Source organism: Corynebacterium sp. Marseille-P3884, from assembly GCF_017942225.1.
Taxonomy (GTDB): Bacteria; Actinomycetota; Actinomycetes; order Mycobacteriales; family Mycobacteriaceae; genus Corynebacterium.
Genome location: NZ_JAGKSD010000005.1, coordinates 63,062 through 89,908, shown reverse-complemented (window position 1 = coordinate 89,908; position 26,847 = coordinate 63,062). Strand labels below are relative to the sequence as shown.

The window sequence follows — 26,847 nt, the reverse complement described above, 5'->3', positions numbered from 1 at the left end:
AAATTGCTTAAACAATTGTCGCGATAGTTACCCCAGGCTTCACGCGCGTGCCTTCGTCGGCGGAAACAGAGATGGTGCCAGCCGCGGGGGACTTCAGCGTCGACTCCATCTTCATGGCTTCGACAACGGCCAGCGGCTGGCCCTTTTCCACGGTGTCGCCGTCGCTGACCATCCACTTCACGATGGTGGAATCAAATTTCACCGTCACAGCGCCCTCTCCGCCAGTCTCAGATGACTCAGGTTCGCTCGTTTGTGGGCTACCGCCTCCAGAGAGCATGCGGCGGGGGATGCCGATTTCGTGCAAGCGGCCGTCGATCTCGATGACGACGGTCTCCCGTTCGTCGTACAGATGCTCAATATCGCTGGTTTCGTGGTTGGCACTCGGCGAGTAGTTTCCGTCGACCCAGTCGGTGTAGAGATCGAGGGAATCGCCGTTCAATTCCGGTGCGTCCACCATGTCGCGGTGGAACGGTAGCACGGTCCGCACGCCCTCAATGGTGAACTCCTTGAGAGCCTGGCGGGAACGCGCCAGCGCTGCATCGCGGGTCGGCGCGATGACGATCAGCTTGGCCATGAGCGAGTCGTAGTACGCCGGAATGTCGCTGCCGGTGCGCACACCGGAGTCGACACGGATGCCGGGGCCGGTGGGGACGTCGAAACGCGTGACCGTGCCCGGTGACGGAGCGAAACCATTGGTGACATCCTCGGCGTTGATGCGGAATTCGAAGGCATGTGAGGTGATTTCCGGGTCGGTCCCGAAAGACAGTTCCTGCCCATCAGCGATGCGGAACTGCTCCGCAATGATGTCCACGCCCGTGACGACCTCCGTGACGGGGTGCTCGACCTGCACGCGTGTGTTGACCTCGAGGAAGGAGACGGTGCCGTCTTCCGACACGATGTACTCGACGGTGCCGGCACCGATGTAATTGGCGGAGCGGCAGATCTCGCGTGCGCCGTTTTCGATGCTGCTGCGCTGTTCTTCAGTCAGGAAGGGGGCGGGGGCTTCTTCGATGAGTTTCTGGAAGCGGCGTTGCGTCGAGCAGTCTCGGGTGCCGAGCACGGCGACGTTGCCGTGCGTGTCGGCGAGCACCTGAGCCTCGACGTGACGGGGGTGGGTGAGGAACTTCTCCACGTAGCATTCGGCGCGGCCGAAAGCTTCCTTGGCCTCGCGTCCTGCGGAGGCGAAAGCGTCTTCGATGTCCGCTTCGTCGTGCACGACCTTGAGGCCGCGCCCGCCACCGCCGTAGGCTGCCTTGATCGCGATCGGCATGCCGTGCTCCTCCGCGAACGCGCGGGCCTCTTCCCAGTTATCGATCGGGTCCTCGGTGCCCGGGGCCAGCGGGGCACCGACCTCGACAGCGACGCGACGAGCCGCGATCTTGTCGCCGAGCAGGTCGATGGATTCCGGGGTGGGGCCGATCCACGTAAGCCCCGCGTCGACGACGGCGCGTGCGAAGTCTGAGTTCTCCGAGAGGAAGCCGTAGCCGGGGTGCACGCAGTCTGCGCCCACCTTGTGGGCGAGTGAGATGAGCGCGGGCACATTCATGTAGGTCTCGGAAGCGCTATTGCCGGGGAGGTGGTAGGCCTCGTCGGCGACCAATGTGTGCAGCGCGCCGGTGTCAGCGTCGGAGTAGACGGCGATCGAGCGGATGCCCAAGTCGCGTGCGGAGCGGGCGATGCGAACCGCGATCTCACCGCGGTTGGCGATCAGAACGGCTTTGAGGGACGTTTCTGGTGCGGGAGTGGACATGGGCTTATTCTCCTTCGCTGTAGAGTTCGAAGCGGATGGTGGAACCGGGGGATAGCTGGGCGGCGATGTCGACATCTTCGCTGATCACTGTGGCGATGACGGGGTAGCCGCCGGTCACGGCGTGGTCGCGGAGGAACACGACTGGCTGCCCGCTCGGCGGCACCTGGACACTGCCAGCCACCATTCCTTCTGAGGGCAGCTCGCCACCGCGCTCACGCTGCAATGGCTCGTCAGGTTCCAAACGGACGCCGACGCGGTTGGATTCGCCGGTCACCGTGAAGGTGGTGTCGAGGAATCGTTCGACTTCGGCTTTGTTGAACCAGTCATCGCGTGGGCCGAGGACGCAGCGCACGGTGGCGACATCGTTGGTCACGCGAAGTGGGTTCGAAAGCAGATCGGTGGCGGTGCCGGGTTTTCTCATCGACACCGAGACCGTGTCGCCGGCCTGGATCGGAGCGGGCCCGAGTCCGGACAGCAGATCGGTGGCGGCGGAGTCGAGCTCCGTGTCGGCAATCAATCCACCGCGCACTGCGATATAGGAGCGCATACCGGTCCGCGGCGGGGAGACCACGAGCTGCGCGCCTGCGGGAACGATGATGGGCGTCGCCAACGGGAACGGTTTTTGCCCCACGAAGACCTCGCTGTCCGCGCCAGTGACGCACACGACGGTCTCGGCCAAAGCAGTCATGGACAGGCCGCCGATATTTTCAAGAAGTGTCGCGTTGCGCTTATTGCCCACCACGTCGTTGGCAATACGGGCGGAGGCCCTGTCGGACGAGCCAGACGTGGTCACGCCGAGGCTGCCGTTGCCTTGCCTTCCGAGGTCCTGGTAGAGGGTTTGCAGCCCGGCCTCGTCGACGGTGAACAACGGCATGCGCGGGGGAGTGTCTAGTTCGTAGTGGCTGGTCTCCTGCTCGTCGGTGAGCTTATCGACGCGAACGTAGCGCACTGTGTCACCCGGGCTGACGAGCGCTGGCGGTTCGGCAGTCGAATCCCACATCGGGGTCGTGGTCGTGCCGATCAGCTGCCACCCGCCGGGGGATGTGCGCGGATAGACAGCCGAGAAATCGCCTGCCAGCGCGACTGCGCCCGCCGGCACTTCGGTGCGGGGGGAGGAACGGCGGGGCACGTCGAGTGCGTCGGCCTCATCGGCCGGGACGCAATAGGTGAATCCGGGAGCAAAGCCGCCAAAACCGGCTTTCCACACGGTGGAGGTGTGCCACTCGATGAGCTCCTCGCGGGTCTTTCCCAGCAGCTGGGCGAGCTCGTCGAGATCTTCGCCGTCGTAGCAGACCTCGATCTCAATCTCGCGTGACTCCCTGGCCGCAGCAGCTTCGGGCGTGAAGGTACGCAGAAACTCAGCGGCCTTTTTCGCTGCGGATGTCGAATCGAATGTGACCAGAACGGTCCGGGCACCAGCTACAACGTCAGTCTGGCGTTCGAGCGGGGAGGAGTTCAGAGCTCCGTAGAAGTCCATCACTTCTTCGAGGCTGTCAAGGTCGATCATGAGTGCGCGCGTGCCGACGCGCTTGATGTCTCTACTCACAGAAAGCTCCTGATCTCGATGCCTTCGCCCTTCAATTTAGCGACCACACTGCGGGTCAGCTCCACTGAGCCCGGGGAATCGCCGTGGACGCAGACGGATTCGGCTTGAACGTTGACGACGCTGCCATCGATAGCTGTCACGGCGCCTGTCGACGCGACTTGCAACACGCGGTCGGCAACCTGCTGTGCATCGGTCATCACTGCGTTCGGTTCACGGCGCGACACCAAGGTGCCGTCGGGGTTGTACCCGCGGTCGGCGAAAGCTTCGCGGATGACGCGCAAACCGGCCTTTTCAGCGATGTCCACGGCAATGCCGCCGGGCAGCAGCATGATGGGCAGATCACCGAAAGCCTTGATGCCGTCGATGACGGCCTGAGCATGCTTCTCGTTGTGGACGATGGTGTTGTAGAGCGCACCGTGGGGTTTGACGTAGCGCACCTTAAGTCCCTGCGCCCGCGCAAGGGCGTCTAGAGCGCCGATCTGGTAGAGCGTTTCGTCGGCAAGCTCGCCCGGGTCGTAGTCGATGAAGCGGCGACCGAAACCAGCGGGGTCTTTATAGGCGATGTGCGCGCCGACGACGACGTTGTGCTGCTTCGCGTCAGCGAGAGTGCCGCTGATGGAGTGCGGGTCTCCCGCGTGGAACCCCGTGGCCACGTTCGCGCTGGAGACCATCCCCAGCATGGCCGCATCGTCGGCAACTGGGTTGCCCGCAGTGGTTTCGCCTAAATCGGCGTTGAGGTCGATGTGCTCGCTCACAATGAACCAACTTTCAGAGTTATGGAAGTTATGGGAAATTCTCATAACAGTCTAGTGACCCATTCCTCCGGGGATTCAGGGAGAGACCCCGGACACTATAAACGCTCCCATTGTGGGCCGAACCACATGGGCTGGATGACCGAATTCAAGGTGTGGGAGCAGGCGTATTACCGTTGTAGCTATGACATCCGAGAGCACGAAAAAACCGCCGAAGCTGTCCAAGAAGGCGTACGAGACCGAGCTGCTCCGCCTCCAGGCTGAACTGGTGAAGATGCAGCAGTGGGTCGTGGCCACTGGTGCGCGCATCGTTGTGGTCATGGAAGGCCGTGACGCGGCGGGCAAGGGGTCCGCCATCAAACGCATCACCCAGTACCTGAACCCGCGTGTGTGCCGGATTGAGGCGCTGCCGAAGCCGACGGAACGCGAGCAGACACAGTGGTACTTCCAGCGCTACGTCGAAAAGCTTCCTGCTGCTGGCGAGATCGTGATCTTCGACCGCTCCTGGTACAACCGCGCGGGCGTGGAGCGCGTCATGGGCTTCTGCACGACGGAGGAGTACCGCCGTTTCCTGCACCAAGCACCGATTTTCGAGCGTTTGCTGGTGGAGGACGGCATTCTGCTCCGCAAGTACTGGTTCTCCGTGTCGGATGAGGAACAGCACGCGCGCTTTGAATCCCGCCGGAATGATCCGTTGCGCCAGTGGAAGCTGTCGCCGATGGATCTGGAGTCCATCACGAAGTGGGAGGACTACTCCCGCGCGAAGGACGAGATGTTCATTCACACCGACATCCCGACTGCGCCGTGGTACACGGTGGAATCGGAAGACAAGAAGCGCTCGCGCATTAACGTGATCTCGCATCTTCTGTCCACGATCCCGTACGAGCACATCGAGCCCGACCTGCCGGACGTGCCGGAGCGCCCCGAGTCCGACGATTACGAGCGCCCGCCGCGCGCGGAATTCCGTTATGTTCCGGATGTCGCCGCGAAGCTCGAAAAGGGCAAGAAGGAAAAGAAGAGCAAGAAATAGCTATTTCGGATAGCCGCGCGGCGTGCTCACCGTTTTGTTGCGGGGGATCCAGAAACGGTAGGGCGCGCCCTTGTTCTTGCTGATGCCGATGCGCGGGCCAGCGACCCATTCAGGTTCGGCTTCGCGTGGTGCAAGCACGATCGGGGTGCCGTTATCTTCTAGCGAAAAGCCGAGTGCGCGACCGAGGTTTCCAGGGCCGCGTGCGAGGTTTTCGTATGGGATGATCTTGCCATTTGCTTGTCGACGCTGTCTGGCGAGATCCTCTCCCTCAATGATTTCCCCGCCACGCATGAGGCAGCCTTGGCCAGTGCCTTCGGGTGCGCACACAATATTGCCGTTGAGGTGAATCCCGTAGGACAAATAAACGTAGAGCCGTCCCGGTGGGCCGAACATGGCGGCATTGCGTTTGGTCTGGCCGCGGTAGGTGTGTGCGGCGGCATCTTCTGCGCCGAGGTACGCCTCGACCTCGGTCAGCCGGATGGTCACGCCGTTGTGGCTGATGTAGCAGCCGAGAAGCTGCGGGGCGACGATATCGGCGGGCGCGGAGAAATCGATCATTCCTCAACTTCTAGCGGAAAAGTCCGCTGGTGAGTAGCCAGTGGATGATTCCGCCGAGAGCACAGGGGCTGGAGCCTTGCGCTTCATTGCCATAGTTGAGCTCGAGGGTGAGAACTGTCCCTTCGGGCACCTCGCTGGCCTTGAGCTTGGGGGAGGGCAGGGGGTGGTCCTCGGATTTAGAACTTCGGCAGAGGAGGGAGCTTGATCTCCGGCGGGTGGATATTGAAGATGTCCGCGAATCCTTGGATCAACGCGCCGACCGCCATAACGATGCCGGCGATGCCAAGTAAGACAGCGACACCGTTGGTCAGTTTAGCCAGGAGAGAATCGTCGTCGGTGGAGGAGAGGTTTTTCCAGTCGATGCTGGGCTTGCTGCTCTTTTCGGTGTCCGCACTAGAGTCTTGAGCGGGCGCAGGATCGCCAGAGTCGCTGTACTTAAGATCAAGTGCAATTGGCTCGATTTCCTTGCCTAGCTCGTACGCGAGAAGAGATGCGACACCGCCGTCGGCGAGTTCGCCTCTTGAAGTCGTGGCCTTGTAGTTCTTTCCGGGAGTGATCTTTTGGGGGAGGGTGTAGGTTGCGATGACAGCGTCATCAGCCTCTGAACGCTGATCCGGATCGGACTCGGGAAGACCGCCCACAACCACGTAGTCCGCAACGAACTTGGCTGTGGTGTCTACGATCTCGACCTTCATGTCGGAATAGGTGAGGTTGAGACCCCATTCACCCTCCTTGTAGTGGTCCTTGTGCCCGAGGAACGTCAGCGCGCCATCGAGTTCAATCGTTCCGTTGCCCTGCTCGTCCAGGGTGATGCCGGCTGGGTTGACGGGCAAATCGAAGCCTATGGTTGAGCCAGAAGAATTGGTTTTCTTCTTCGCGCCGTTGTCAGCGGTGATCACTCCACGGGCAATGGGGCCTTGCACATAGTTGAGGAAAGTTGCCTTAATCGGCCAACTCACTGTGCCAGTCGGCCGGGGTGCCTCTTCGGCCTGAGAAAACGGGGCCACAGTGGTGCCGATCAGAACCGTGGCAGCCAGTGCGTACGAAATTCGATGATGGGTTGGGATCATGTTTCTCACTCAATTGATTGTGTTGCGGTTGAAAGAGGTTGACCCCCGCGCGGCGGATTCGCCGAACGGGGGTTTACTCGGGTTGGAAGGTTGACGGTTTAGCGGAAGAACTGCGGGAACAGCTTCGGGCCGACAAAAGCGCCGATACCACCGAGCAGGGCGAGGATCGCACCGACGATGCCGATGAGGCCTCCGGTGCTCAGGCTCGATCCTTCCTTAGGGTCTTCCTTGCCCGGGTCTTCCTTGCCCGGGTTTTCCTTGCCCGGGTTTTCCTTGCCCGGGTTTTCCTCAGTCTTCGGGGGTTTCGGAGCCTTGAATTTAAGCTCGATCGTGAACGGGTTGGCTTCCGGTTTGTAGTCCTCGCTGTATGCTAGGAGCGAATCGTAACCACCCTGCTTCAAGCGGCCTTCCTTGGAAGTCACCTTGACGGTTGAGTTCTCCTCTGGAGTCACTGCCTGAGGCAGTTCGTATTCCGCAATGACAACGTCATCGCCCGTCGGTTTACTTGGTGCGCCAGAGCCCGGAAGACTGCCGAAGAGCTTGTAGTCTGCGATGAACTCAGCCTTGGTGCCGGTCACCTTCACTTTCAAGTCATTGTAGGTCAGGTCCAAGCCCCAGCCGCCGTTCTCGCCGAGCCCCGGGTGTGCAAGGAACTGGATGGCGCCGTCGAGAGCGATTGTACCGTTGCCTTGGGCATCGAGCGTTGTCTTCGCTGCGTCCACCGGAAGGTTGAAACTCTCAGTCTTGCCTTCAGCGGGAACCTTCTTGGCACCATTCTTCACGTGGATTTCGCCCTTCGCAAAGGGCTTCGCGATGTAGCTTAGGAAGCTCTCTTTGAGCTTCCAGTCCATGGTGCCGGATTCGACAGCTGGAACAGTCTGTGCAGCAGCGGAGGGGATGATCAATGCAGTTGCGGCGACTGCCGCGGTGGTGGCAGTTGCCAGAGATTTGGAGAAGCTCATGAAGATCCTTTCGGTATTCTTGGGGTTCACGAAAGCATACTAAGGATTGCCTAACCTAAGCAACCTTTGGTTGTTGATTACACCTTTTGGGGGAGGAGCACAAAGGGATTCACTGCCATTTGATGTCGAAGAGCGTCGAGGTGTCGGCGTCGATACGCTCCTCCTTCTCCGGCCGGACGTAAACGCCGCGTTCCGTGCGTTCGACGTGGATGGGCCAGTCGTAAACTCGAGAGAGCACCTCGTCGGTGTAGACCTCGTCTAGGTTTCCGGCGGCGGAAACTGTGCCGTGGCTCAAGCACACGAAGTGGTCGCAGTACGCGGCGGCGGCTTGTAGGTCATGGAGGACGACGACGACGGTGCGGCCAGCCTGGGCTAGTTGACGCACCGTGCCGAGGGTGCGCTGCTGGAAGCGTATGTCCATCGCTGCGGTGGGCTCGTCGAGGAAGACAATCGGTGTTTGCTGAGCGAGGATCCGTGCGAAAGCGACACGGGCGCGTTCACCGCCGGACAAGGTGGTCACATCTCGGTCTTGCAGATGCGCCACACCGGCGACATTGAGAGCCGCGTCGACCACAACTCGGTCGTGTTCGCGGGTGGACTGCTTTGTCCATGGAGTGCGGCCCATCTCTACGACGTCGCGCACGAGAAATGAAAAGGCGACCGAAATGTCCTGCAACATGACGGAACGGGTCTGGGCGAGTTCGAGCTTGGTCGCGTTGAAAACGTCGACACCGCCTAGGGAAACAGTGCCTGACGCCGGTTGCTCATCGCCCGCGATCGCAGATAAGAGAGTGGACTTGCCTGCTCCGTTGGGGCCGATGACCGCGGTAATTTTCCCGGCGGGGGCTTCGATTGAGACATCCTCCAGGATGCTGGTGCCACTGCGGGCAACATTGATGCCGGATGCAGTTACTGTCACAATGCTCTCCGTTTCCGGATCATCTGGCGTAGTAGGAAGAAGAACGTGGGCCCGCCAATGAGAGCGGTGAAGATGCCGATAGGCAAATCCGCGAAGGGGATGAGCGTGCGGGAAAGGATGTCTGAACCTGCGATCAGTAGCGCACCGCCAAGGGCTGAAGCTGGCAGAAGGAAGCGGTTGGAGGGGCCGGCTATGGTGCGGATGATGTGGGGGATGATCAAACCCACGAAAGCGATGAGGCCGGCGAAGGAGACGGCGGCTGCGGTGAGCAGTGTGGATAAGAAGAGTGCCGCAATCCGCAACCGTGGCACGTTCAAACCAACGTGTGCGGCCGCCGTGTCACCGAGTGCAAGCAAATCGAGTTTTCGGCCGAGCATGACCGCAAGCACCGCCGTTATGGTCACAATAATGGCGACGATGCCTGTGTGCTCCCAGTTCGCGCCCGCGAGAGTGCCCATCTGCCAGAAGATGATCTGCTCGCGTGCGGTTGTGGGCGCGAGGAACACGAGCATTGAAATTGCCGCGCCAGCAATTGCGTTGGCGGCGATGCCCACCAGAACGAGGTTGATCACTTGAACCTTCCCGTCCATGCGGGCGAGCTGGTAAACAACCGCGGTGGTGAGGACACCAGCGATGAATGCGAAAAGCGGCACGGCCCACGTGCCGAAAAGACCGCCACCGAAGACGATCGCGACGGCTGCGCCTACGCCTGCGCCACTGGTTACGCCGATGATTGATGGCTCAGCCAAGGGGTTGGAAAACACCGCTTGCATGAGTGCTCCGGCTAAACCGAGCGCCGCGCCGACGAAGAGCCCGAGGGCGAGACGGGGGAGACGGATCTGCCAGATCACCGAAGAGTCGAGATCGGTCGCATTCATCGGCCCAGCGATCAGAATCGGCCAGAGCTCGCGCACAGACAGGTCGTATTGCCCGACGATTACGGATGCAGTACTCGTCACAGCGAGCAGCGCAGTGGTGATGACATAGATCGCGATGCGGCGCGTTTCCCGTTTATGAAATGTATCGTTCGCACGCTTTTCAACGATTGTGCTGCCTCCCATTACCCCTCACCGTAAAGTGCATGCGCAGCGCGCAGTAGCAGTTCAGGAGTCTGCGGCCCGTAAGCGAGGGAGTCGCCGTCGGGAAGTGTGAGGACTCGCTTGTTCTGTCCGGCCTGAGTTTGCGCGACACCGGGGCGCTGGAGAAGACCTTCGATCTCACCGGCCGATTCGAGGCCGCCGGACATCATGACGAACAATTCTGGATTGACCTGCGCGAGCGCCTCTGGGCTGGCTGGAGAAGGTGCGCCGATACCGTTTTCCGTGTTCACGTCCACCCCGCCAAGGGCCGAAATCAAGTCCTGCGTGTGGTTCTCGTTCCCGAGTAGGTAGAACACACCACCCGTTCCTCGTGCATAAAGGAAAGACATGCGCAGCGGCTCGGCCGGAAGAACTTCAGCGATGGCGGCCTTTGCCTCTTCGAGCTCTTTTTCTGTGCGCTCAGCGAGTTGTTCGCCGATGCTGGGTACTCCCATTACAGCTGCGAGATCGCGGATGTCCTGCCCGATGGAGTCTAACTGGCGCTTCGGTTGCATGACGACAGTGGTCACGCCTGCTGCGCGGATCTGGTCAATGGCTTCCTGTGGGCCGATCGAGTGGTCGACGATGACAAGCGTTGGCTTCAGGTTGAGCACTGCTTCAGGGTTGAGGGTGTGGCCGCCTTCAGTAACCACCGGTACTTGACTGAGCGACTCTTCGGTGGAACTGACCGTGCGGCCGACGATATTGTCGGTGAATCCCAGACCCCGCAAAGTCTTCGAGTATGTGCCGTACAGATCGAGCGCGAGAATGCGGGAAGTGTCTTCGACGACAACATCGTGGCCGTCCGCATCCGTCAGCTCGACGGGCAGAGCTGGCTTCGGGGCGGAAGTGACGGGCTCGACTTCGCCGAGGTTGCTAACCTCCGCAACACCAGATTTCGCGTGCGGGTCCTGCCCCGCCTGCAGTGAGTCTGCGAGATCTTGCGTCTGCGACTGGGTGGGGTTGTCCCACGAGGCGCATCCGGTAGCGAACACGAGGGTGGCGGCCATGGAGGCGCCGAGGAGGGTTCTCTTCACTGGGAGGATCTTTCTTTGGATTTTTCGGCCAAAAGTCTAGTTTCGAGTGACAAAGTGGGTGAGTACACCACCCGCGGTCACGAAGGAAGCGAGGATGGTCAGCATCTGGGCGATGGCCGAGTCGTCCCACGTGAACCCATCCTCTTTGGAGTTCTTGATTTGGAACTGGCTCTCTCCGGTGCCCTTGGACTCGCTCACGCTATCCACGCCCTCAACCTCGTTGAAGACGCTGTCCGCTGTATCGGAGTCCAGAGTGCCTGCCGTGCCGTTGGTGCCGCTTCCACTTCGTAGCGCCGCAGCCTGATCGGCTGAGCCTCCTTGGCCGGTTGCGGATACCGAAACAGAGTCGCCTTGGCCTTGAGCGCAGTTGGACTTGCCGCCGAGGGTGGCAGTGAAAGAGATCGGATCGAGGGCATCGCCGACTGGGTAGAAATGGGCGAAAGCTTCAGCGCCGACCGCGGTGAGTGTTGCGGTCGCGGTACCTGATGCCGAGCCCTCGGACACGTTCAAATCGCTGAATGCCAAGTCCGCCAAGGCAACGCGGCCGTAATCATGGGGGTTGCCCTCTGTGTCGTTGGACGTGGCGTTGACAATGAGTTTCCCGGAATTCCCGGAGAATTGGATTTCCAAGTTGGAGAATCGTGTGTCGAGGATTCCATCGTGTCCGGTAAAACGAGTCGCCCCCGGGAAGAGAATCGAACCAGATTTGTTCTGCACGTTCACGGCACCTTGGTTTCCGGACCACTGGAAGGTGCCGTTTGAATCGCTAACCTTGGACAGCTGCCAATTGCCCTTGGCAATGGTGCCGCGAATGTAGTTCCGGAAAGACTGTCGCACACCCCAGGCAGCTTGAGCGTTCTGCACGCCGCGGGATCCATTGTCAGCGCAGACTGCGCCGGACCCGCCGCCTGCGGTAGCCGGAGCAGCTGCGGCACCGCCAGAGCCAGAGTTGACTGTGGAGTTCCGCGGAGTCGCCGCCGCGGTGCCGCCGCCGACAGGGGCGTTGCTGGTGCTCTGCGAGGCCGTCAGCTTAGATTGGTTCTGGGCGACGCCGACTGGGGATACCTCGGACGCTGTGAGTGTCGGCGAGGTGCCGCCTGATGTGCCGGCACCCGTCGTTCCAGAATTTCCGCCGCGGCGGTTTGCCAGCTTTTCTGCGTTGGTGAGCACATTGTCGGTGTTCACCATGAGGCCGTTGATCTCAACAAGGGTGTCGTTCACAGTGCCCAGGAGATAGGCGGGACCTTCGGTTGCGTTGGAGCGGGTCGCGCCGCGGTCCCCGGAACCCGATCCTGCGCCTGCGCCTTCGCTCCCGAGTCCGAGAGAGGGGGCGGGGCCCGATTCGTCGCGGAGAGAAACTTCGACGTCGATGCCGTCCATGGGTGTGCCGGGTTTGTAGAACGTTTTACCGAACACCTCGAGGGCTTGAGGATTGTTGGGCAGCACGGATTGGTTGGGGGCGCTTTGGATGCGCACGGTGTCTTGCGTGAAGTCGGGTGCGGATGTCAAGGTCATCGTGGCCAAGGGCACGTTCTTCCAGTCCTTGAAGTTGCCCTTTGTCTTCGTGTCGATGAACTCTCGCCCGTACGCGTCCGCGTACACCTGTGCCTGGTTTCCCTTGACCTTTAGACGGATGTTCTTGAGGGTGAGGTTGAGGATGTCGTTGTGGCCGACGAACTGCACCTCACCGTCAAACGCGATGACACCGGTGTCCTTTCCGCTCATGCTGGACTGCTTGGCGGTAAACGTGAACTGTCCACCGGAAAGCGGTGCGGTGCCGCGGATGCTGCCTTTGGCGATGTTCCCCGTGATGTAGTTGCGGAAAGATTCCTTCACGCCCCACTTCATCTGACCGGAATGCACGGCCCGGTGACTGGTAGTGGCTGCGGTGGTGTCGGTCTGTGCCTGAGCCAGCGGAGCAGGCCCGAACCCGAATACCAACGCTGGTGTGCCGGCTCCAAGAACCGAAATGGAGGACGCGGCAAAAAGGGCTACGATTTTGTTCTTGACCATGGAGTTTTCTTTCGGGTATGGGCTTCAAGTTTGTGCGTTGACCAAGGGTAGGCTAACCTTAGATTCCCTAAAGATCAAGCGAAAGGTTGATTGTGAACGCGAATCCTTACGGCGTGACCCAGACGTTCAGCCGAGTGCATGACGATCCGGTGAAGGACCCGTCTAGACGGTTGAAGTTTGAGGCCTGGGAACGCGGCGCGGTCACATTGGCCACGGCGGTCCTCGCTTTCGGTGGGGCCGCCGGCAACACGGTTGTCACGCTGGTAGGGGCCGTGGGGCTCCTCGTGGTGATTGTGGCCATGTCCCAGATGCCGGACCGCAAAGCCCGCCGGGCGGAGAGGGAGAAGCGCCCGGAGTGCGAATGGATCGAGGACCATAACCGGACCGGAGCGGGCATCGTTCTGGGCGTTGCCTGGTTCTGCGTCATGGTGGTTGTGGGGACGATCCTGTTCTTCTTTCCGAATGGTTACGCGCTCACCGGCGGCGTGATCGCGGCGGGGGTCAGCGCCGCGATTGTCATGGCGGCGCTGCTCATCGTGGACCGCTAGAGCTGCTTCACCAGAACTGGGCTGATGCCGGCGAGGTCGGCGAAGACGGCGCTGTTGAGCGTGAAGGCCTGCTTGGCGTGGTCGACGAGGGTGGCGCGCTCGGCCTCGTTGAAGGAGAGCTCGTCGAGGGCTTGCTTGTAGGCGGCGCGGAACGGTGGGATCTTGCCCACGGCGGAGAAGTCGTAGAACGTCAGTGCCTCCTCGGTGAAGCCGTAGTGGTTGGCGAGCATGCGTGCGATGACCTGGCCGCCAGCGATGTCGCCGAGGTAGCGGACGTAGTGGTGCGCGATGATGGCTGGAGCGTCTTCGGGGGAGAGGTTCTCGAGTTTCGCAATGTAACCACGGGTGGCTGGAAGCGGCTCGATTTCTTCGCGCCAGTTCGGTCCGATCATGGAGGCGAGGTCCTGCTCGAGGGCGGGGACGCGCTCGAGGCGGGCGTCGGCAATGGAAGCGACGGCGTCGCTAGTCTCACGGCCGCGGCGGGCGGCCTCTTCGAGGGCGGAGTAGATGAAGTAATACTGTGCGGTGAGGTTGACTGCGTCCTGGCGGGAGAGCTCCCCCTTGGCAAGGCTAGCCATGAAGGCGGTGGTCTCGGCCTCAGTGTGCGCGGCGGCGGTCTGAGTCTTGAGGGTCTCGGAAATAGAAGTGGTGGCAGCGGTCACCGCGTTCCTCCTGTAGATGTCTGTGACGCAATTTAGGGTTCCCTAACCTAACTACAGTAAGGCTTACCTAATAGGCAAGCTTCGAGTGCAGAAGGGCGGAAAATTCAACCGAAAGGTTTAGCACTTTCGTTTATTTATGAAACGTTAGTGTGACTTAAATCAACTAACCCTGGTCGAGCCACTCGCGGATCATTTTTAGCGCGCCGTGCTCGGCATTGGATGCGGCGATGATGTCCGCGATCGGCTTGAGTTTGTCGTGGCCGTTTGCCATGGCAACAGCGGTGCCGGCGGTCTGAAGCATTTCGTAGTCGTTCAGGTAATCGCCGATGGCCGCGGTGTCGGCGATGTCGACGTGGAGGGTGTCTGCAAGGGCGCGCAAAGCGAATCCCTTGTTCGTCTTCGGCGACATGATGTCGACCCAGTTCGCGCCCGAGACCGCGATGTTCTGGCCTGAGGCGGTTTCGGCGACGGGCAGTCCGTCGGTCTCCGCGTCCGTTTCCACGAATAGGGCGACCTTGATGGTGGGGGCGTCGGAAGCCTGGACCGCTTCGAGCAGGGAGGGCACGCGGCGCTGGGAGTGGTAGTACTTCTCGGTCTCTCGTGCTGCTGTTTCCGGCACATCATCGGTGACGAAGGCGAATTCTGGTGTGCAGACCACAGGGTGGATTGGGGAATCGAAAGCAGCAGTGGCGCGCAGGACAGCGTCGACAGCTGCCTCGTCCATGGGCTTTGTGGAGACGATCTCGCCGCGGTGCCACACCACGCCGCCGTTTTCGGCGATGAAGGTGTCGATCCCTCGGCCAGCGAACATATCCTGCAGTGTGGCGAGCTGGCGCCCGGATGCGGGAGCGATGACCATGTTCTTGGTTTTCGCTTCCTCAAGGACGGGCCAAAACTCTTCCGGAATGTCGCCGTGCGGATCCACGAGGGTTCCGTCCATGTCTAAGGCGACGATGCGGGGAAAAGTCATAGCAGTCCTTTGCTCGCTGTGGAACACTGGCTTCATGGCAGAAAGCACCACTGGACCAGCACATTCAGTACACATTGCCGTCCGGCAGTCTACCGGAGTGATCACTCTGGACAGGCCCAAGGCATTGAACTCCATCAACCCGGAGATTCTCTTTCCCGTCATCGAGGCGCTCGAAGAATGGAGGGATGACGAGGGGGTGGAACGCGTCGTCGTGAAGTCCTCTGGGAAGCATTTCTGTGCGGGCGGCGACGTGCGCTACGCACGCGAGGCCGCGCTCGGCGGAAGGGCGCAGGAGGCTGACGAGTTCTTCTCCCGCGAGTACGCGATGAACCTGATGATCGCGGAGTACCCCAAGCCGTATATTTCGCTGATCTCCGGTGTGGTCATGGGCGGCGGGCTCGGTCTGTCGGCGCACGGCAGCCACGTCGTGGTCACTGACGATGTCATGGCATCGATGCCGGAGATGAATATCGGGTTCTTCACGGATGTGGGCATGAGCCACCGGCTGCAGAATCTGCCGAAACGCCCGTCACTCGACCTCGGCATGTTTCTCGCGCTGACCGGCTACCGGATGAACGCGGACGACATGATCGCGACGGGCCTGGCGACGCATCTCGTGGACTCGCTCGACGGGCTTACGGAACGGATCATTGAAGAGGGGCCGGGGGCACTCGATGAGGTAGCCAGCCAACCGGGGGTCTCGGAGCTAGAAAAGCTTTACCCGCTTATCGACGGAGCGTTTTCCGCGCCTTGGTCCCAGATCAAGAAGAACATTGCGGCCGACCCAGAACTGGCGGCGGTTGCGGAGCCGCTGTTACAGCAAGCATCCCCGTCGTCGCTGGTAGCAACGGCTGAGCTGATGCTGGCGAACTCCACGAACGACCTGGCGACAAGCTTGGATAACGAGCGCCGCTACGCCGAAATGCTCGTGCGCGAGCCGGATTTCCACGAGGGTGTTCGCGCTGTTCTCGTCGACAAAACGAACGATGCCGCGTTTGAGCCTGAGCCAGGGCCGGAAAAATACCGCGACGTACTAGAATAGAGGCCGTTTGAGCAACGCGACATGTGAAAGGACGCAGCGTGAACGCTGAAAGCCCGGTCAACCCGAACCCGCACGACAACCCGATGGACGACTGGAACCACAAGCTCCACCTCGCCCAGGAGATGCTGCCGCTGATCAGCCAGCTCCACCGCGAGAACAACGTGGTCACCTCCATCTACGGCCGCCTGCTGGTGGGCATGACGGACATCGAGATCATCAAGGCGCACCGCTACGCTCGCCGCGTCGTGGCACGTGAGCTCCCGCTGGACGACACGCTGCCGATCCTGCGCGAGCTGACCACGATGAATCTGGGCACCGCCTCCATCGACCTTGGCCGGTTGGCCAAGAACTTCTCCCGCACCGAGGGCACCGAGCTGCGCTCCTTCCTGGAGGAAGAGCTGGCAGAGGTCATCGGCGCTGACAGCCACCGCGTCCCGCGCGATGTGGTCCTGTACGGCTTCGGCCGCATCGGCCGCCTGCTTGCCCGCATTCTCATCGCTCGTGAAGCTCAGTACGGCGGTGTGCGTCTGCGTGCAGTCGTGGTCCGCAAGAAGGGCGACGACGACGTGATCAAGCGTGCGTCCCTGCTTCGCCGCGATTCCGTCCACGGCGCCTTCAACGGCACCATCACCGTGGACAAGGAGAACGAGGTCATCTGGGCGAACGGCACCCCGATCCAGATGATCTACTCAGACGATCCGTCGGCTATTGACTACACCGCGTACGGCATCAACGACGCGATCGTCGTGGACAACACCGGCCGTTGGCGCGACCGCGCCGGCCTGTCCAAGCACCTCGAGTCCAAGGGTGTGGCACGCGCGCTGCTGACCGCGCCGGGCAAGGGCGATGTGAAGAACATCGTCTACGGCATCAACCACGCCACCATCGACGATTCCGAGCAGGACCGCGTCCTGTCCGCCGCATCGTGCACGACGAATGCGATCACCCCGGTGCTCAAGGTCGTCGGCGACCGCTGGGGCGTCAAGCACGGCCACGTGGAGACGGTCCACTCCTACACCAACGACCAGAACCTGGCCGATAACTTCCACAAGGGTCCGCGCCGCGGCCGCGCTGCCGGCCTGAACATGGTTCTCACCGAGACTGGTGCGGCCAAGGCAGTGTCCAAGGCGCTGCCGGAATTCGAGGGCAAGCTGACCGGTAACGCGATCCGCGTTCCCACCCCGGATGTCTCCATGGCTGTGCTGAACCTGGATCTGGAAAGCGAGGTCGACCGCGAGGACGTCAACAACTACCTGCGCCGCGTGTCCACCGACTCGAGCCTGCGCCAGCAGATCGATTACATCCAGTCGCCGGACGTCGTGTCCACCGACTTCGTGGGCACCACCCACGCGGGCATCGTGGACGGTCTGGCCACCATCGCATCCGGCAACCACCTGGTTCTCTACGTCTGGTACGACAACGAGTTCGGCTACTCCAACCAGGTGATCCGCATCGTCGAGGAGATCGCCGGCGTGCGCCCGAAGATTCTCCCGACGCGCAAGGAACCGCAGGAGATCCGCTAAAGAGGGGAATCCCATAGTGCTCAAACTCACGGGCAAGGTACAGGACTACGCCTGGGGCGACACCACCAGCATCGCCACCTTGCAAGGTCGCACGCCGTCAGGCGGACCGGAGGCGGAGGTGTGGTTCGGGGCGCACCCGTCCGCGCCGTCAGCCACGGATGAAGGACCTCTCGATGAGGTCATCGCGGCTGATCCCGTGAGTGCACTGGGCGCGGAGGGAACACTGCCGTTCCTGGTGAAGTTGCTTGCGGCGGCGCGCCCGCTGTCGATCCAGGCGCATCCATCGATCGAGCAAGCCCAGGAAGGGTTCGCCCGCGAGGACGACATGGGCATTCCGCGAGGCGCCGCGCACCGGAATTACAAAGACGCGAACCACAAACCCGAGGTCCTGATCGCGCTGACGCCGTTCCGCGCGATGGCAGGTTTCCAGCGGCTCGAAGACACGGTCGCGCTGCTCGACGAGCTCGCGGTGCCGCAGCTGGAAGACGCAAGGGCAGAGCTTAACGACGATAGCGTGGACGTCGATAAGCGCCTGCGCTCCGTACTCTCCGGCTGGCTGGCGATGGATAATCCTGCGCCCGTGGTGGCGGCCGTGCTGGAGCGTGCCGCGCAGCTCGACTCCGATGTGGCGCGGAACCTCGTGTTCATCGGCGAGGCGTTTCCCGGCGATGTGGGCGTGCTCGCGGCGCTGCTGCTGAACCACGTGGAGTTGGCTCCCGGCGAGGCGCTATTCCTTCCTGCCGGCAATATGCACGCCTACCTGTCCGGATTCGGTGTCGAGGTGATGGCCAATTCGGATAATGTGCTGCGCGGGGGCCTGACCTCGAAGCATGTCGATGTCGCTGAGCTTGAAAGCATCGTGAACTTCGAGCCGATCGACGATCCTGTGCTTGTGCCCGTGGTAGAGGGAAATCGTTCAGTGTTCCCCGTCCCGGTGAGCGATTTCGCCGTGACCCGCTACGACGGGGAAGGCTCTGTTTCTGTGACGGGACCTGCGATCGTTCTTCCTGTGGCGGGCGAAATTGAGCTCGGTGAACTGGTGCTGTCTGCTGGTGAGGCGGCGTTCATCGCAGCAGAAGACGGTGACGTGTCCGTTCAGTGTGAGTCTGCGGACTTCTTCGTGGTGCAGACTTCGTAGTATTCAACGAGTTTTTCCGTCGCGGCGCGCCATGACCAGCGCTCGGCTTCTGCGCGGGCGGCGGCGGACATGGCGGTGCGACGCGGGGCGTCGATAAGCAGGCCCGCGAATGCGTCCGCCCATTGTTCTGGCGATGCGTCTTTGTCGACGAGCATGCCGGTCTGCCCATCCTCAATGACGAACGGGATGCCCCCGGCACGTGCGCCAACGACGGGCACGCCCGACGCGAAGGATTCGAGGGCGACGAGACCGAGCGTTTCCGTCAGAGAGGGGAAGGCGAAGACATCGGCGGAGGCGAAGGCTTGGGCGAGGGGCGTGCCCGACATGTAGCCGGTGAACACGGTGTACGCGGGATCGAAATCCTTCTTCATCTGCTCCAACTGCGGACCCGCGCCGACCATGGCGAGGCGGGCGCCGGGAACTTTCTCGCGGAGAAGCGGCATGATGTCGTTGAGAATGGCGAGGTTCTTCTCCGCGCTCATCCTGCCGACGTAAATGAGGAGAGGGGCATTCGGGTTGCCGTCGGTGAGCGTGGCACGCATTTCAGCGGAGTAGTTATCCGGGCGGTAGCCGACGGTGTCGACCGCCTTCGGCCACACAGCAAGGTCCCGCAGACCGTAGCTTTTCGCAGTGTCCAACATCGGGTCCGAGGTGACCAGGTTCATCTCCGCACGGTTATGGAAGGCGCGGATGAGTGCAGTGGCGGGCTTTTTCACCAGCCCGATCTTCAGCGATTCGGTGTAGGCGGGCACATCGGTGTGGAATGACGCGAGCAGCGGCTTCTTCTGGAGTTTTGCCAGTACAGCGCCGTAGCCGGCAAAGAAGACGGGATTGACGGCGTGAATGACGTCGGGATTGAAATCCTTGAGCTTCTTCGCCACTGTCGGCGCCGGCAGGCCCACCTTGATCTCCGGGTAGATGTAGTGGAAGGAGAAGCTCGGGGCGCGCACCACTGGGAAACCGGCGTAGGTCTCCGGGGTGTCGCCGGTGGCGAAAATCATCACCTCGTGGCCCATCTCCGCCAGCTGGTCGACGGTGCGGATCACACGAGTGACCACACCGTCGATCTTGGGGAGGAAGACCTCCGTGAAAATGGCGATCCGCATGCTTATGCGTTCTCCGGAACGCCCTCTGACTGGTTGCGGGTCCACAGGGAACGCGCTGGAATCTTGCTGCGGTCGGCGCGGTCGGCGTACTTCTTCGCCACGTCCTCGACCTCCTGGAGCAGGCCCTCGGCGAGCTTGGTCGGCTCAAGGCCCAGGCTCAAGAACGTGTCGTTGGAAACGTGCAGCTCGTTTTCCGCGGATTCCTTACGCGGGTTCGGAACCAGCGCGTATTCCGTGCCGGAGATCCTTGCCACCAGTTCAGCCAGGTCGCGCACACGGTGCGTCTCGGTCATCTGGTTGAAGATCTTGACGCGGTCGCCCTTTGCCGGCGGGTTCTCCAGCGCGATCTGGACGCACTTGACCATGTCGCGGATGTGGATGAACGCGCGGGTCTGGCCGCCGGTGCCGTGGACGGTGAGCGGGTAGCCGATCGCCGCCTGCATGAGGAAGCGGTTGAGCACAGTGCCGTAGTCGCCGTCGTAGTCGAAGCGGTTGATCAGACGCTCGTCGCGCTCCGTCTGCGGGGTGTGCGTGCCCCAGATGATGCCCTGGTGCAGGTCGGTGATGCGCAGTTCGTCGTTCTTGGCGTAGTAGGCGAAGAGGTTCTGGTCCAGCACCTTGGTCAGGTGGTACACCGAGCCCGGATTGGTGGGGTAGAGGATCTGCTGGTCGACGAGCTCTTCGCCGGTGTCGACCTTGATGTCCAGGTAGCCCTCCGGGATCTTCATGCCAGCGGTGCCGTAGCCGTAAACGCCCATGGTGCCCAGGTGGACGATGTGGATGTCCAGGCCGGACTCGACGACCGCGACGAGCAGGTTGTGGGTGGCGTTGACGTTGTTATCTACCGTGTAGCGCTTCGTCACCGGATTCTTCATGGAATACGGTGCGGCGCGCTGCTCCGCGAAGTGAATGATCGCATCAGGCTGCTCGGTGGAGATGAAGTCCTTCAGGCCCTCGTAGTCCTGGGCGACATCGATATTGCGGAAGGCGATCTCCTTGCCGGAGACTTCTTTCCAGGCGGCGATGCGCTCGTCGATAGACGCGATGGGGGTGAGGGATTCGGCGCCGAGCTCTTCATCAATGCGTCGGCGTGAAAGGTTATCGACGATGGTGACATCGTGACCGATGTCTGAAAGGTGCAAGGAAGCTGGCCAGCCGCAGAATCCGTCGCCGCCGAGAACCGCAATTTTCATGTATCTACCTTTCTGATTGCCTCCCAGTCACGTTACCCGGGATCAGGGTTTTCCGCCGGGTGAGTGAAAAACGGACACGGCGTGAAAAGAATTATGTATGTTTCGTGTATGAAACAAAAATCGGGAGACATTGTCATTGTGGGGGCCGGGCTGGCGGGCTTGGTCGCCGCGCACGAGGCGGTCAAAGCGGGTCGCCGCGTCGTGTTCGTGGAACAGGAGAGCAGGGCGAACCTCGGCGGGCAGGCATTCTGGTCGCTCGGCGGACTGTTCATGGTGGGCACACCGGAACAGAAACTCATGGGGGCGAAGGACTTCGAGGATCTCGCGTGGACGGACTGGGAGAATTCCGCCGATTACGACGACGAGGATCATGACCGTTGGCCGCGCGAGTGGGGCCGTGAATACGTCCGGTTCGCGTCCAACGAGATGCACGGCTATTTGAAAGAGCTGGGGCTGCGTGTGCTGCCCACCGTCGGATGGGCCGAGCGCGGCTCGGGCGATGCGTCAGGCCACGGCAATACCGTGCCGCGTTTTCACTTGACGTGGGGCACGGGCCCGGAGGTCGTGCGTGTCTTCCGCGAGCCGGTTGAGCGTGCCGAACAGGCCGGAAAAGTGGAATTCAAATTCCGTCACCGCGTCGACGACATCATTGTCGAAGATGGGCGTGCCGTGGGAGTGCGGGGCGTGAAGCTGGCAGCTGATTCTCGTGACCGTGGCATCGCCTCCAATAACGACGAGGTGGAGCCGTTCGAGGTGCGCGGCGCAGCCGTGGTCATCTCCACCGGCGGCATCGGCGGCAACCTGGACAAGGTGCGCGAGATGTGGCCGGAGGACCGGTGGGGGCCGTGCCCGAAGGACATGGTCACCGGCGTGCCCGAGCATGTCGACGGCCGCGGCATCGATATCGCGGCCGCCGCCGGCGCGAACCTGGTCAACACCGACCGCATGTGGCACTACCCGGAGGGCATGATCAACTGGGACCCGATCTGGCCGGGCCACGGCATCCGCATCATTCCGGGGCCGAGCTCCATGTGGCTGGACGCGACCGGCAAGCGCTTGCCGACCAACCTGTTCCCGGGCTCGGACAATATCGCTGCGCTCGCGCACGTCGGTAGGACGGGTTACGGCTATTCGTGGTTCATTCTCAACCAGCACATCGCCGACAAGGAGTTCATTTTCTCCGGCTCGGAGCAGAACCCGGATCTGACGGACAAGTCGCTGAAAAAGCTGGCCGGCAAGGTCGGTCCCGGAACGCACCCGGCGGTCCGGGCATTCATGGACAACGGCGTCGACTGGGTCACCGCAGACACGGTCGAGGACCTCGTGCGCAAGATGAATGAGCTCGGAGATGACGGTGTCGAGGTCGATGGCGAACTGGTGCGCAAGCAACTGGTCGAGCGAGATGCCCAGCTAACGAACAATTTCTCCAAGGACGCGCAGGTCAATTACATCCGCACCGCGCGGAATTTCCTCGGCGACAAGATTGTCCGCTGCGCGGAGCCGCACCGCTTGCTGGACCCGAAGAAGGGCCCGCTCATTGCGGTCAAGCTGCATATTTTGACGCGCAAGACGCTCGGCGGAATCGAGACGGACTTGGGCGGCCGAGCATTGCTTGCCGACGGCAGCGTTTTCCCCGGCCTCTACGCCTGCGGCGAGGCCGCCGGTTTCGGCGGCGGCGGAATGCACGGCAAGAACGCTCTGGAAGGAACCTTCCTCGGCGGCTGCATCCACTCCGGCAAGCGGGTGGGCGAGCACGCCGCGCGTGAGTGATCAGCGCTGCCAGTGAAGTGAGGCTGTGGCCGCCTGCCCGCGCAGGCGGTCTTTGTCTTGGTCGGGAATGAGCGAGCCGCCGGTGAGCCACACCAGGTGGGTGGCGGTGTCGGGGAGGTCGGGAAGGCGCCACGGAATGGTGAGTCCGGCGGTCGCCGACGGTTCGGCGATGATGCTCGCGCTCCGCTCCAACCAGTTCACTGCGGCGAGGAACGTGGTGTCGTTGAGCGTGTGGAAACCGCTGACCAGATGCGCCGCGTGCTCAAAAGCGAGCGGCGAGGGGCTCTGGACGGCCAGGCCGTCGGCGATGGTGCGCCCGGATAGGCCGTAGTCAGCACAGGTGACATCCGGGTTGCCGGTGAACGCGCCGAGCAGCATGCAGGGACTGGCGGTGGGCTCGACAAAGTGGCAGGAGACTGCCTCGCCGAATGCCATCTTCATGCCGAAGGCGACACCGCCGGGGCCGCCGCCGACACCGCAGGGGAGGTACACATAGAGCGGGTTGTCTGGGGTGAAGTTCTTGCCTTCCGCCTCGAATTGCTCTTTGAGGCGCTGGCCGGCCACCGCATAGCCGGCGAAGAGTCCGAGGGAATTCTCGTCATCAATGAAGAAGGCATCGCCGGCGGAGTGTCGTGCTGCGGCCACGGTCTCCGTGAACAGCCCGGGGTGCTCGATCACCGTTGCCCCGCGGGAGCGCAGTAGGTCCTTCTTCCACTGTTTGGCGTCCACAGACATGTGGACCTCGGTATCGAAACCGAGCAGGGGGCCGACCGTGCCGATGGACAGGGCAAGGTTGCCGGTGGAGGCGACGGAGAGCGATTCATGCTGTTTTTCCTCAAAGAGACGGAAAACCTCGTGGACTCCACCGCGCGACTTGATGGAGCCGCTGATTGGCAGGGCATCGTCGCGCTTGACCCACAATTCGCCGGGAAGGTCCCGCTGCAGTAGGCGGGAGAGAAAATCGCGGGTTTCAGGAACGTGCTGAATCGGCGATTCGATGGTTCCGTCGACGGTCTCGGGGAAGTGTTCGGCGACCCACGGAGCGAAGCGATCGAAACGCGCGGATGCTTCTTCGACAGCAGTGACGATGTCCGAGGCAAGCGTCGATTCGGGGGTCGGGGTCCAGGAGATCTCGTGGCTGTGGGCAATGCCGTCGAGAAGCGAGAGCGGCTGTGGCGCCGTCTGCGGTGGGTGAGCTGGACGATCCCAAGGCATGGTCATGGGGATCCATTGTAGGAAACGGGCGGGTGTACAGTTACGTGGGTCACATTGTTCATTACAGCGGGCATCGTGCATCCGGAAGGAGACAGAAGATGGAAACAAAGAAGTCTCAACCGCAGCTGGTTTTCGCCAGCGTTGTCGCCTTCCTGATCACGGCGGGGTGGGCCGCGAACCACTTCGCGTCGGTGCTCGTGGTGTTGCGCGAGCACCAGCACATGTCCACGCTGCTGGTCAACAGTGCCTACGGCATTTATGCGCTCGGGCTTTTTCCGTGCCTGATTCTGGGCGGTCTGGTGGCCGATCGGTTCGGTTCACGCCCGGCAGTGATGGTGGGAGCGATCGTCGCGGCACTCGGCAATACCGCCTTGATGTTCTGGCAGGAAATCCCCTGGATATTACTGCTCGCGCGATTCGTGATCGGCCTCGGTGTGGGACTGGTGGTCAGCGCCGGAACCGCATGGGCGGGCAGGCTGCGTGGCGCGGCGGGTACGACGCTGGCGGGCATCTTTTTGACCTCGGGTTTCATGCTCGGGCCGATCGCCTCCGGCATCATCGCGCACCTCGTCGACGCCCACAACGCGATCTATATCCCGTACATCGCGTCGATTCTCCTGTCTGTCGCCGCGGTGGCGTTCTCCGTCGTAGTCGGCGATGCGCCGAATACGCGCGAGGTGTTGGTGGAGAAGAAGGAAGAAGACCAGGGAGTCCGTGCTGATGAACATGACCGGTCTGCGAAGAAAGCACTTGCGACGGCATTCCCGATGGGGCTGTGGGTCTTCGCGTCAATGACGAGTGCGATCGTGGTGCTCTCCGGCCGCGTCGGGCAGCATTTCGAGTCCAGTGCGTTCCTGCCCGGCGTGGCGGCGGTGACGGCATTCGGGTCGGGCCTGGCCATCCAGGCGCTCGGCCGGCGCTTCGAATTCGGCCCAGTATCCGGTGTGGTCGGGGCAGTGTGCTCGGCGGTCGGCATGAGCCTCGCCGCAATCGGCGGGGCGGCACCGTCATTCGCGATGTTCGTGGTGGCTTCGGTCTTCCTCGGTTTGGCGTACGGGCTGTGTTTGCGTGAGGGCCTGCTCGATGTCGAGACATTCAGCCCGCCGGCCAAGCGCGGCGCTGTCATCGGCGTGTACTACGTGGCCAGCTACATCGGCTTCGGGTACCCGCCGTTGATCGAGTGGCTGGCAGGCTTCGTGGGGCCGTCCTTGCCGTACTGGGTGTTGGCGGGATTGGCGCTGTGCTCCGCGGCCGTAAGGACCGTGCAGATCCGGTCGGGCTATCTTCGCCGCGGCTAGTTCGCGTAGCTAATTCTCGACGATGAAAGCCACGTTCGTCGTGGTAAGCTCGTGCTCCTTACCGGCGGGAAGGGCGCGCAATTCGGCTTGAGTCTCCTTCGATACCGGAATGATCCAGCCTTCATTCGGGTCGAGGACCGGCGGGCCGGAGACACCCGGCTGGAAGGTGACGGGGCGGGAGGATGGGGAGGTGAGGCGCAACGGGGCGTCGATAAGCGAAATGCGTTTGAACGCGTCTTCCTCGACTGTGATGATGACGATGATGTCGTCCGATTCTGGGCTGATATTCGCCGTGCGAACCGACAGCGTGTCCGCGTGGTAGACGGTGATGCGGCTGCGCTTTTTGAGGAAGACTAATGCGGCGACGATGGCGGGGATGGCGATCAGCATGAAGATGATCACGAGGATGAGGATCGGCTCCCAGATGCTCGTTTCGAAACCGAGCTCGTTATTTTGTGCCCATGACATGGCCCAACCCTACAACGCGGAGAGCTGTGCGCCCGATAATGTGTGATGCATGAGTCAGGAATCCATCTCGCACGCTGCGGAATTCGTGCAGCCGTACGGGCCCGGGCGCATCGAGATGGTCGAGCCCGACCGCGGCCGCCCTGAACCGTTGCGGCGCGGCAACTGGCTGTCCTGGAAAGCGTGGAAGCTGGTCCTCGCGCGCACCGTGATGGACTTCGGGCCGCTGGCGCTGATGGACCGCGGTGCGACGATGACGTATTTCAGCGTGACCGCGTTCGCGCCGATGCTGCTGGCGTTTTATTCCATGGTTACCCTGCTCTTTCCCACTGATGAGCGCGCGCTGCACGACATGGTGGGCGGGCTGATCGACGATACCGTGCCCGAAGCCCTCCGCTCCCAAGCCTTCGACCTGTTCGTGACCGTCGTGGGCACCCCCGCGCAGAGCACCGTCGCACTGGTGCTCTCCCTCCTCGTGTCGCTGCTGGCGGCGTCGGCGTATGTGCGCGCGTTCTCGCGGTCGACGAATGTGATCTACGGGCGGATGGAAGGGCGGAGTTTGCCCGTGACATGGCTGACCATGTGGGCCATCACGCTGTTGCTCGTCGTCGGGCTCGTCATCGTGGTGGCGGCGCTCGTGCTGCGCGAATCCATCATCAACGCCGTGCTCGGCCCGATTGCTGAGCCCCTCGGATTGACCGGTGCTGTCGACTATCTGAACCAGATCCTGCTGCCGGTGTGGGAGTGGGCGCGTTATCCGGCTGTCGTGGTTGCGGCGATCGTGCTCGTGTCGTGTCTGTTCTACTTCGCGCCCAATGTGCGCCCCGGCCGCTACCGGCTGCTGACCGTCGGTGCGGTGTTCTCCATGCTCGTCATCGGTGCCGAATGGGCGCTATTCGGTGTGTATTTGTCGATTTTCGGTCTGCGGAGCGCGTACGGCGCGTTCGGAACTGTGCTCGCCGTTTTGATCGCGGTGTGGGGCATGAATATCGTCCTGCTGCTCGGCGTGAAGATCGACGCAGAGATTTTGCGGGCGAAAGAACTGCAGGCAGGATACGATTCCGCGGACATGATCCAGGCCGCCCCGCGCGCCGAGGATGGCGTGTTGTTCCAGCGCAAGGTGCGTCTCTGGCTGTACCGGATGGCAGAAGATGTCAAAGAAGAAGCAGCGTCAAAACACCACGAATAGTGTGAAGCGACT

The 26,847-nt window shown here is 61.9% G+C and carries 24 protein-coding genes; 8 read left to right on the top strand and 16 right to left on the bottom strand.

Annotation, left to right across the window (positions count from 1 at the left end; genetic code table 11):
- Window positions 1–7: 7 nt before the first annotated feature.
- Genes J5Y21_RS04320 through J5Y21_RS04310 form a run of 3 tightly spaced genes read right to left on the bottom strand, consistent with a single transcriptional unit; the run spans window position 8 to window position 4,054 of the window.
- The gene (locus tag J5Y21_RS04320; RefSeq protein WP_210573175.1) at window positions 8–1,750 is read right to left on the bottom strand and encodes a biotin carboxylase N-terminal domain-containing protein; all 1,743 of its coding nucleotides are present in this window, start codon (window positions 1,748–1,750) and stop codon (window positions 8–10) included.
- A 4-nt stretch (window positions 1,751–1,754) separates the two neighbouring features.
- Window positions 1,755–3,296, bottom strand: a complete 1,542-nt coding sequence (locus tag J5Y21_RS04315; RefSeq protein WP_349236935.1) for an urea amidolyase family protein — start codon at window positions 3,294–3,296, stop codon at window positions 1,755–1,757.
- On the bottom strand, window positions 3,293–4,054 hold the full coding sequence (locus J5Y21_RS04310) for a 5-oxoprolinase subunit PxpA (RefSeq protein ID WP_210573303.1): 762 nt from the start codon (window positions 4,052–4,054) through the stop codon (window positions 3,293–3,295). The genes J5Y21_RS04315 and J5Y21_RS04310 overlap by 4 nt, the downstream gene beginning before the upstream one ends.
- A 178-nt stretch (window positions 4,055–4,232) precedes the next feature.
- Here J5Y21_RS04310 and ppk2 point away from each other — a divergent pair, with 178 nt between their 5' ends.
- Window positions 4,233–5,078, top strand: a complete 846-nt coding sequence (gene ppk2, locus J5Y21_RS04305) for a polyphosphate kinase 2 (protein WP_210573174.1) — start codon at window positions 4,233–4,235, stop codon at window positions 5,076–5,078.
- On the opposite strand, the gene J5Y21_RS04300 is transcribed toward ppk2, so the two are convergent.
- The 7 genes from J5Y21_RS04300 to J5Y21_RS04270 all read right to left on the bottom strand — a co-directional run bounded on the left by J5Y21_RS04300 (window position 5,079) and on the right by J5Y21_RS04270 (window position 12,716).
- Window positions 5,079–5,636, bottom strand: a complete 558-nt coding sequence (locus J5Y21_RS04300; RefSeq protein WP_210573172.1) for a DNA-3-methyladenine glycosylase — start codon at window positions 5,634–5,636, stop codon at window positions 5,079–5,081.
- A gap of 176 nt (window positions 5,637–5,812) precedes the next feature.
- Window positions 5,813–6,706 (bottom strand): HtaA domain-containing protein, encoded by an 894-nt coding sequence (locus tag J5Y21_RS04295; RefSeq protein ID WP_246874954.1) that lies wholly within the window; start codon window positions 6,704–6,706, stop codon window positions 5,813–5,815.
- A 98-nt stretch (window positions 6,707–6,804) separates the two neighbouring features.
- Entirely contained in the window at window positions 6,805–7,668 is an 864-nt protein-coding gene (locus tag J5Y21_RS04290) for an HtaA domain-containing protein (RefSeq protein WP_210573168.1), read from the bottom strand.
- A gap of 109 nt (window positions 7,669–7,777) precedes the next feature.
- Window positions 7,778–8,587 (bottom strand): heme ABC transporter ATP-binding protein, encoded by an 810-nt coding sequence (locus J5Y21_RS04285; RefSeq protein WP_349236934.1) that lies wholly within the window; start codon window positions 8,585–8,587, stop codon window positions 7,778–7,780.
- Window positions 8,584–9,648, bottom strand: coding sequence for an iron ABC transporter permease (locus tag J5Y21_RS04280; RefSeq protein WP_210573167.1), 1,065 nt, complete (start codon window positions 9,646–9,648; stop codon window positions 8,584–8,586). The genes J5Y21_RS04285 and J5Y21_RS04280 overlap by 4 nt, the downstream gene beginning before the upstream one ends.
- Entirely contained in the window at window positions 9,648–10,676 is a 1,029-nt protein-coding gene (locus tag J5Y21_RS04275) for an ABC transporter substrate-binding protein (protein WP_210573299.1), read from the bottom strand. Before J5Y21_RS04275 ends, J5Y21_RS04280 begins: the two co-directional genes overlap by 1 nt.
- Window positions 10,677–10,739: 63 nt before the next feature.
- Window positions 10,740–12,716 (bottom strand): HtaA domain-containing protein, encoded by a 1,977-nt coding sequence (locus tag J5Y21_RS04270; protein WP_210573166.1) that lies wholly within the window; start codon window positions 12,714–12,716, stop codon window positions 10,740–10,742.
- A gap of 92 nt (window positions 12,717–12,808) precedes the next feature.
- Between J5Y21_RS04270 and J5Y21_RS04265 the strand changes: the two genes are divergently transcribed.
- Complete coding sequence (locus J5Y21_RS04265) at window positions 12,809–13,264, top strand: hypothetical protein (protein WP_210573165.1); 456 nt, start codon at window positions 12,809–12,811, stop codon at window positions 13,262–13,264.
- Here the strand turns inward: J5Y21_RS04265 and J5Y21_RS04260 are convergent.
- Together J5Y21_RS04260 and J5Y21_RS04255 are read right to left on the bottom strand one after the other, a co-directional pair.
- Window positions 13,261–13,926, bottom strand: coding sequence for a biliverdin-producing heme oxygenase (locus J5Y21_RS04260; RefSeq protein ID WP_210573164.1), 666 nt, complete (start codon window positions 13,924–13,926; stop codon window positions 13,261–13,263). The genes J5Y21_RS04265 and J5Y21_RS04260 overlap by 4 nt on opposite strands.
- Before the next feature lie 163 nt (window positions 13,927–14,089).
- Complete coding sequence (locus tag J5Y21_RS04255) at window positions 14,090–14,896, bottom strand: HAD family hydrolase (RefSeq protein WP_210573163.1); 807 nt, start codon at window positions 14,894–14,896, stop codon at window positions 14,090–14,092.
- On the opposite strand from J5Y21_RS04255, the gene J5Y21_RS04250 reads away from it, so the two are divergent.
- The 3 genes from J5Y21_RS04250 to manA all read left to right on the top strand — a co-directional run bounded on the left by J5Y21_RS04250 (window position 14,778) and on the right by manA (window position 18,599).
- Window positions 14,778–15,938, top strand: a complete 1,161-nt coding sequence (locus J5Y21_RS04250) for a 3-hydroxyisobutyryl-CoA hydrolase (protein ID WP_349236933.1) — start codon at window positions 14,778–14,780, stop codon at window positions 15,936–15,938. The genes J5Y21_RS04255 and J5Y21_RS04250 overlap by 119 nt on opposite strands.
- An 83-nt stretch (window positions 15,939–16,021) precedes the next feature.
- A complete protein-coding gene (locus tag J5Y21_RS04245) occupies window positions 16,022–17,461 on the top strand; it encodes a glyceraldehyde-3-phosphate dehydrogenase (protein ID WP_210573297.1) in 1,440 nt (479 codons plus the stop codon).
- A gap of 16 nt (window positions 17,462–17,477) precedes the next feature.
- Window positions 17,478–18,599, top strand: a complete 1,122-nt coding sequence (gene manA / locus J5Y21_RS04240; protein WP_210573159.1) for a mannose-6-phosphate isomerase, class I — start codon at window positions 17,478–17,480, stop codon at window positions 18,597–18,599.
- On the opposite strand, the gene J5Y21_RS04235 is transcribed toward manA, so the two are convergent.
- Both J5Y21_RS04235 and J5Y21_RS04230 read right to left on the bottom strand, forming a co-directional pair.
- Window positions 18,557–19,705, bottom strand: a complete 1,149-nt coding sequence (locus tag J5Y21_RS04235; protein WP_210573157.1) for a glycosyltransferase family 1 protein — start codon at window positions 19,703–19,705, stop codon at window positions 18,557–18,559. The genes manA and J5Y21_RS04235 overlap by 43 nt on opposite strands.
- Window positions 19,706–19,707: 2 nt before the next feature.
- A complete protein-coding gene (locus J5Y21_RS04230; RefSeq protein ID WP_210573155.1) occupies window positions 19,708–20,898 on the bottom strand; it encodes an NAD-dependent epimerase/dehydratase family protein in 1,191 nt (396 codons plus the stop codon).
- Between the two features lie 108 nt (window positions 20,899–21,006).
- Here J5Y21_RS04230 and J5Y21_RS04225 point away from each other — a divergent pair, with 108 nt between their 5' ends.
- Window positions 21,007–22,668: an FAD-binding dehydrogenase gene (locus J5Y21_RS04225; protein WP_210573152.1), complete on the top strand. Its 1,662-nt coding sequence runs from the start codon at window positions 21,007–21,009 to the stop codon at window positions 22,666–22,668.
- On the opposite strand, the gene J5Y21_RS04220 is transcribed toward J5Y21_RS04225, so the two are convergent.
- Window positions 22,669–23,889 (bottom strand): D-serine ammonia-lyase, encoded by a 1,221-nt coding sequence (locus tag J5Y21_RS04220; protein ID WP_210573150.1) that lies wholly within the window; start codon window positions 23,887–23,889, stop codon window positions 22,669–22,671.
- A gap of 92 nt (window positions 23,890–23,981) precedes the next feature.
- Between J5Y21_RS04220 and J5Y21_RS04215 the strand changes: the two genes are divergently transcribed.
- Window positions 23,982–25,181: an MFS transporter gene (locus J5Y21_RS04215; RefSeq protein WP_210573148.1), complete on the top strand. Its 1,200-nt coding sequence runs from the start codon at window positions 23,982–23,984 to the stop codon at window positions 25,179–25,181.
- A 9-nt stretch (window positions 25,182–25,190) separates the two neighbouring features.
- Here the strand turns inward: J5Y21_RS04215 and J5Y21_RS04210 are convergent, their stop codons facing one another.
- The gene (locus J5Y21_RS04210) at window positions 25,191–25,649 is read right to left on the bottom strand and encodes a hypothetical protein (RefSeq protein ID WP_210573147.1); all 459 of its coding nucleotides are present in this window, start codon (window positions 25,647–25,649) and stop codon (window positions 25,191–25,193) included.
- Window positions 25,650–25,698: 49 nt separating this feature from the next.
- On the opposite strand from J5Y21_RS04210, the gene J5Y21_RS04205 reads away from it, so the two are divergent.
- Window positions 25,699–26,835, top strand: coding sequence for a YihY/virulence factor BrkB family protein (locus J5Y21_RS04205; RefSeq protein ID WP_210573145.1), 1,137 nt, complete (start codon window positions 25,699–25,701; stop codon window positions 26,833–26,835).
- The last annotated feature ends 12 nt before the right edge of the window (window positions 26,836–26,847 follow it).

Coding starts and splice junctions, on each gene's coding strand:
- J5Y21_RS04320 (WP_210573175.1), bottom strand. CDS start 1,750: ATGTCCACTCCCGCACCAGAAACGTCCCTCAAAGCCGTTCTGATCGCC.
- ppk2 (WP_210573174.1), top strand. CDS start 4,233: ATGACATCCGAGAGCACGAAAAAACCGCCGAAGCTGTCCAAGAAGGCG.
- J5Y21_RS04300 (WP_210573172.1), bottom strand. CDS start 5,636: ATGATCGATTTCTCCGCGCCCGCCGATATCGTCGCCCCGCAGCTTCTC.
- J5Y21_RS04295 (WP_246874954.1), bottom strand. CDS start 6,706: ATGATCCCAACCCATCATCGAATTTCGTACGCACTGGCTGCCACGGTT.
- J5Y21_RS04290 (WP_210573168.1), bottom strand. CDS start 7,668: ATGAGCTTCTCCAAATCTCTGGCAACTGCCACCACCGCGGCAGTCGCC.
- J5Y21_RS04280 (WP_210573167.1), bottom strand. CDS start 9,648: ATGGGAGGCAGCACAATCGTTGAAAAGCGTGCGAACGATACATTTCAT.
- J5Y21_RS04275 (WP_210573299.1), bottom strand. CDS start 10,676: ATGGCCGCCACCCTCGTGTTCGCTACCGGATGCGCCTCGTGGGACAAC.
- J5Y21_RS04270 (WP_210573166.1), bottom strand. CDS start 12,716: ATGGTCAAGAACAAAATCGTAGCCCTTTTTGCCGCGTCCTCCATTTCG.
- J5Y21_RS04250 (WP_349236933.1), top strand. CDS start 14,778: ATGACCATGTTCTTGGTTTTCGCTTCCTCAAGGACGGGCCAAAACTCT.
- J5Y21_RS04255 (WP_210573163.1), bottom strand. CDS start 14,896: ATGACTTTTCCCCGCATCGTCGCCTTAGACATGGACGGAACCCTCGTG.
- J5Y21_RS04245 (WP_210573297.1), top strand. CDS start 16,022: ATGGACGACTGGAACCACAAGCTCCACCTCGCCCAGGAGATGCTGCCG.
- J5Y21_RS04235 (WP_210573157.1), bottom strand. CDS start 19,705: ATGCGGATCGCCATTTTCACGGAGGTCTTCCTCCCCAAGATCGACGGT.
- J5Y21_RS04230 (WP_210573155.1), bottom strand. CDS start 20,898: ATGAAAATTGCGGTTCTCGGCGGCGACGGATTCTGCGGCTGGCCAGCT.
- J5Y21_RS04225 (WP_210573152.1), top strand. CDS start 21,007: ATGAAACAAAAATCGGGAGACATTGTCATTGTGGGGGCCGGGCTGGCG.
- J5Y21_RS04220 (WP_210573150.1), bottom strand. CDS start 23,889: ATGACCATGCCTTGGGATCGTCCAGCTCACCCACCGCAGACGGCGCCA.
- J5Y21_RS04215 (WP_210573148.1), top strand. CDS start 23,982: ATGGAAACAAAGAAGTCTCAACCGCAGCTGGTTTTCGCCAGCGTTGTC.
- J5Y21_RS04210 (WP_210573147.1), bottom strand. CDS start 25,649: ATGTCATGGGCACAAAATAACGAGCTCGGTTTCGAAACGAGCATCTGG.
- J5Y21_RS04205 (WP_210573145.1), top strand. CDS start 25,699: ATGAGTCAGGAATCCATCTCGCACGCTGCGGAATTCGTGCAGCCGTAC.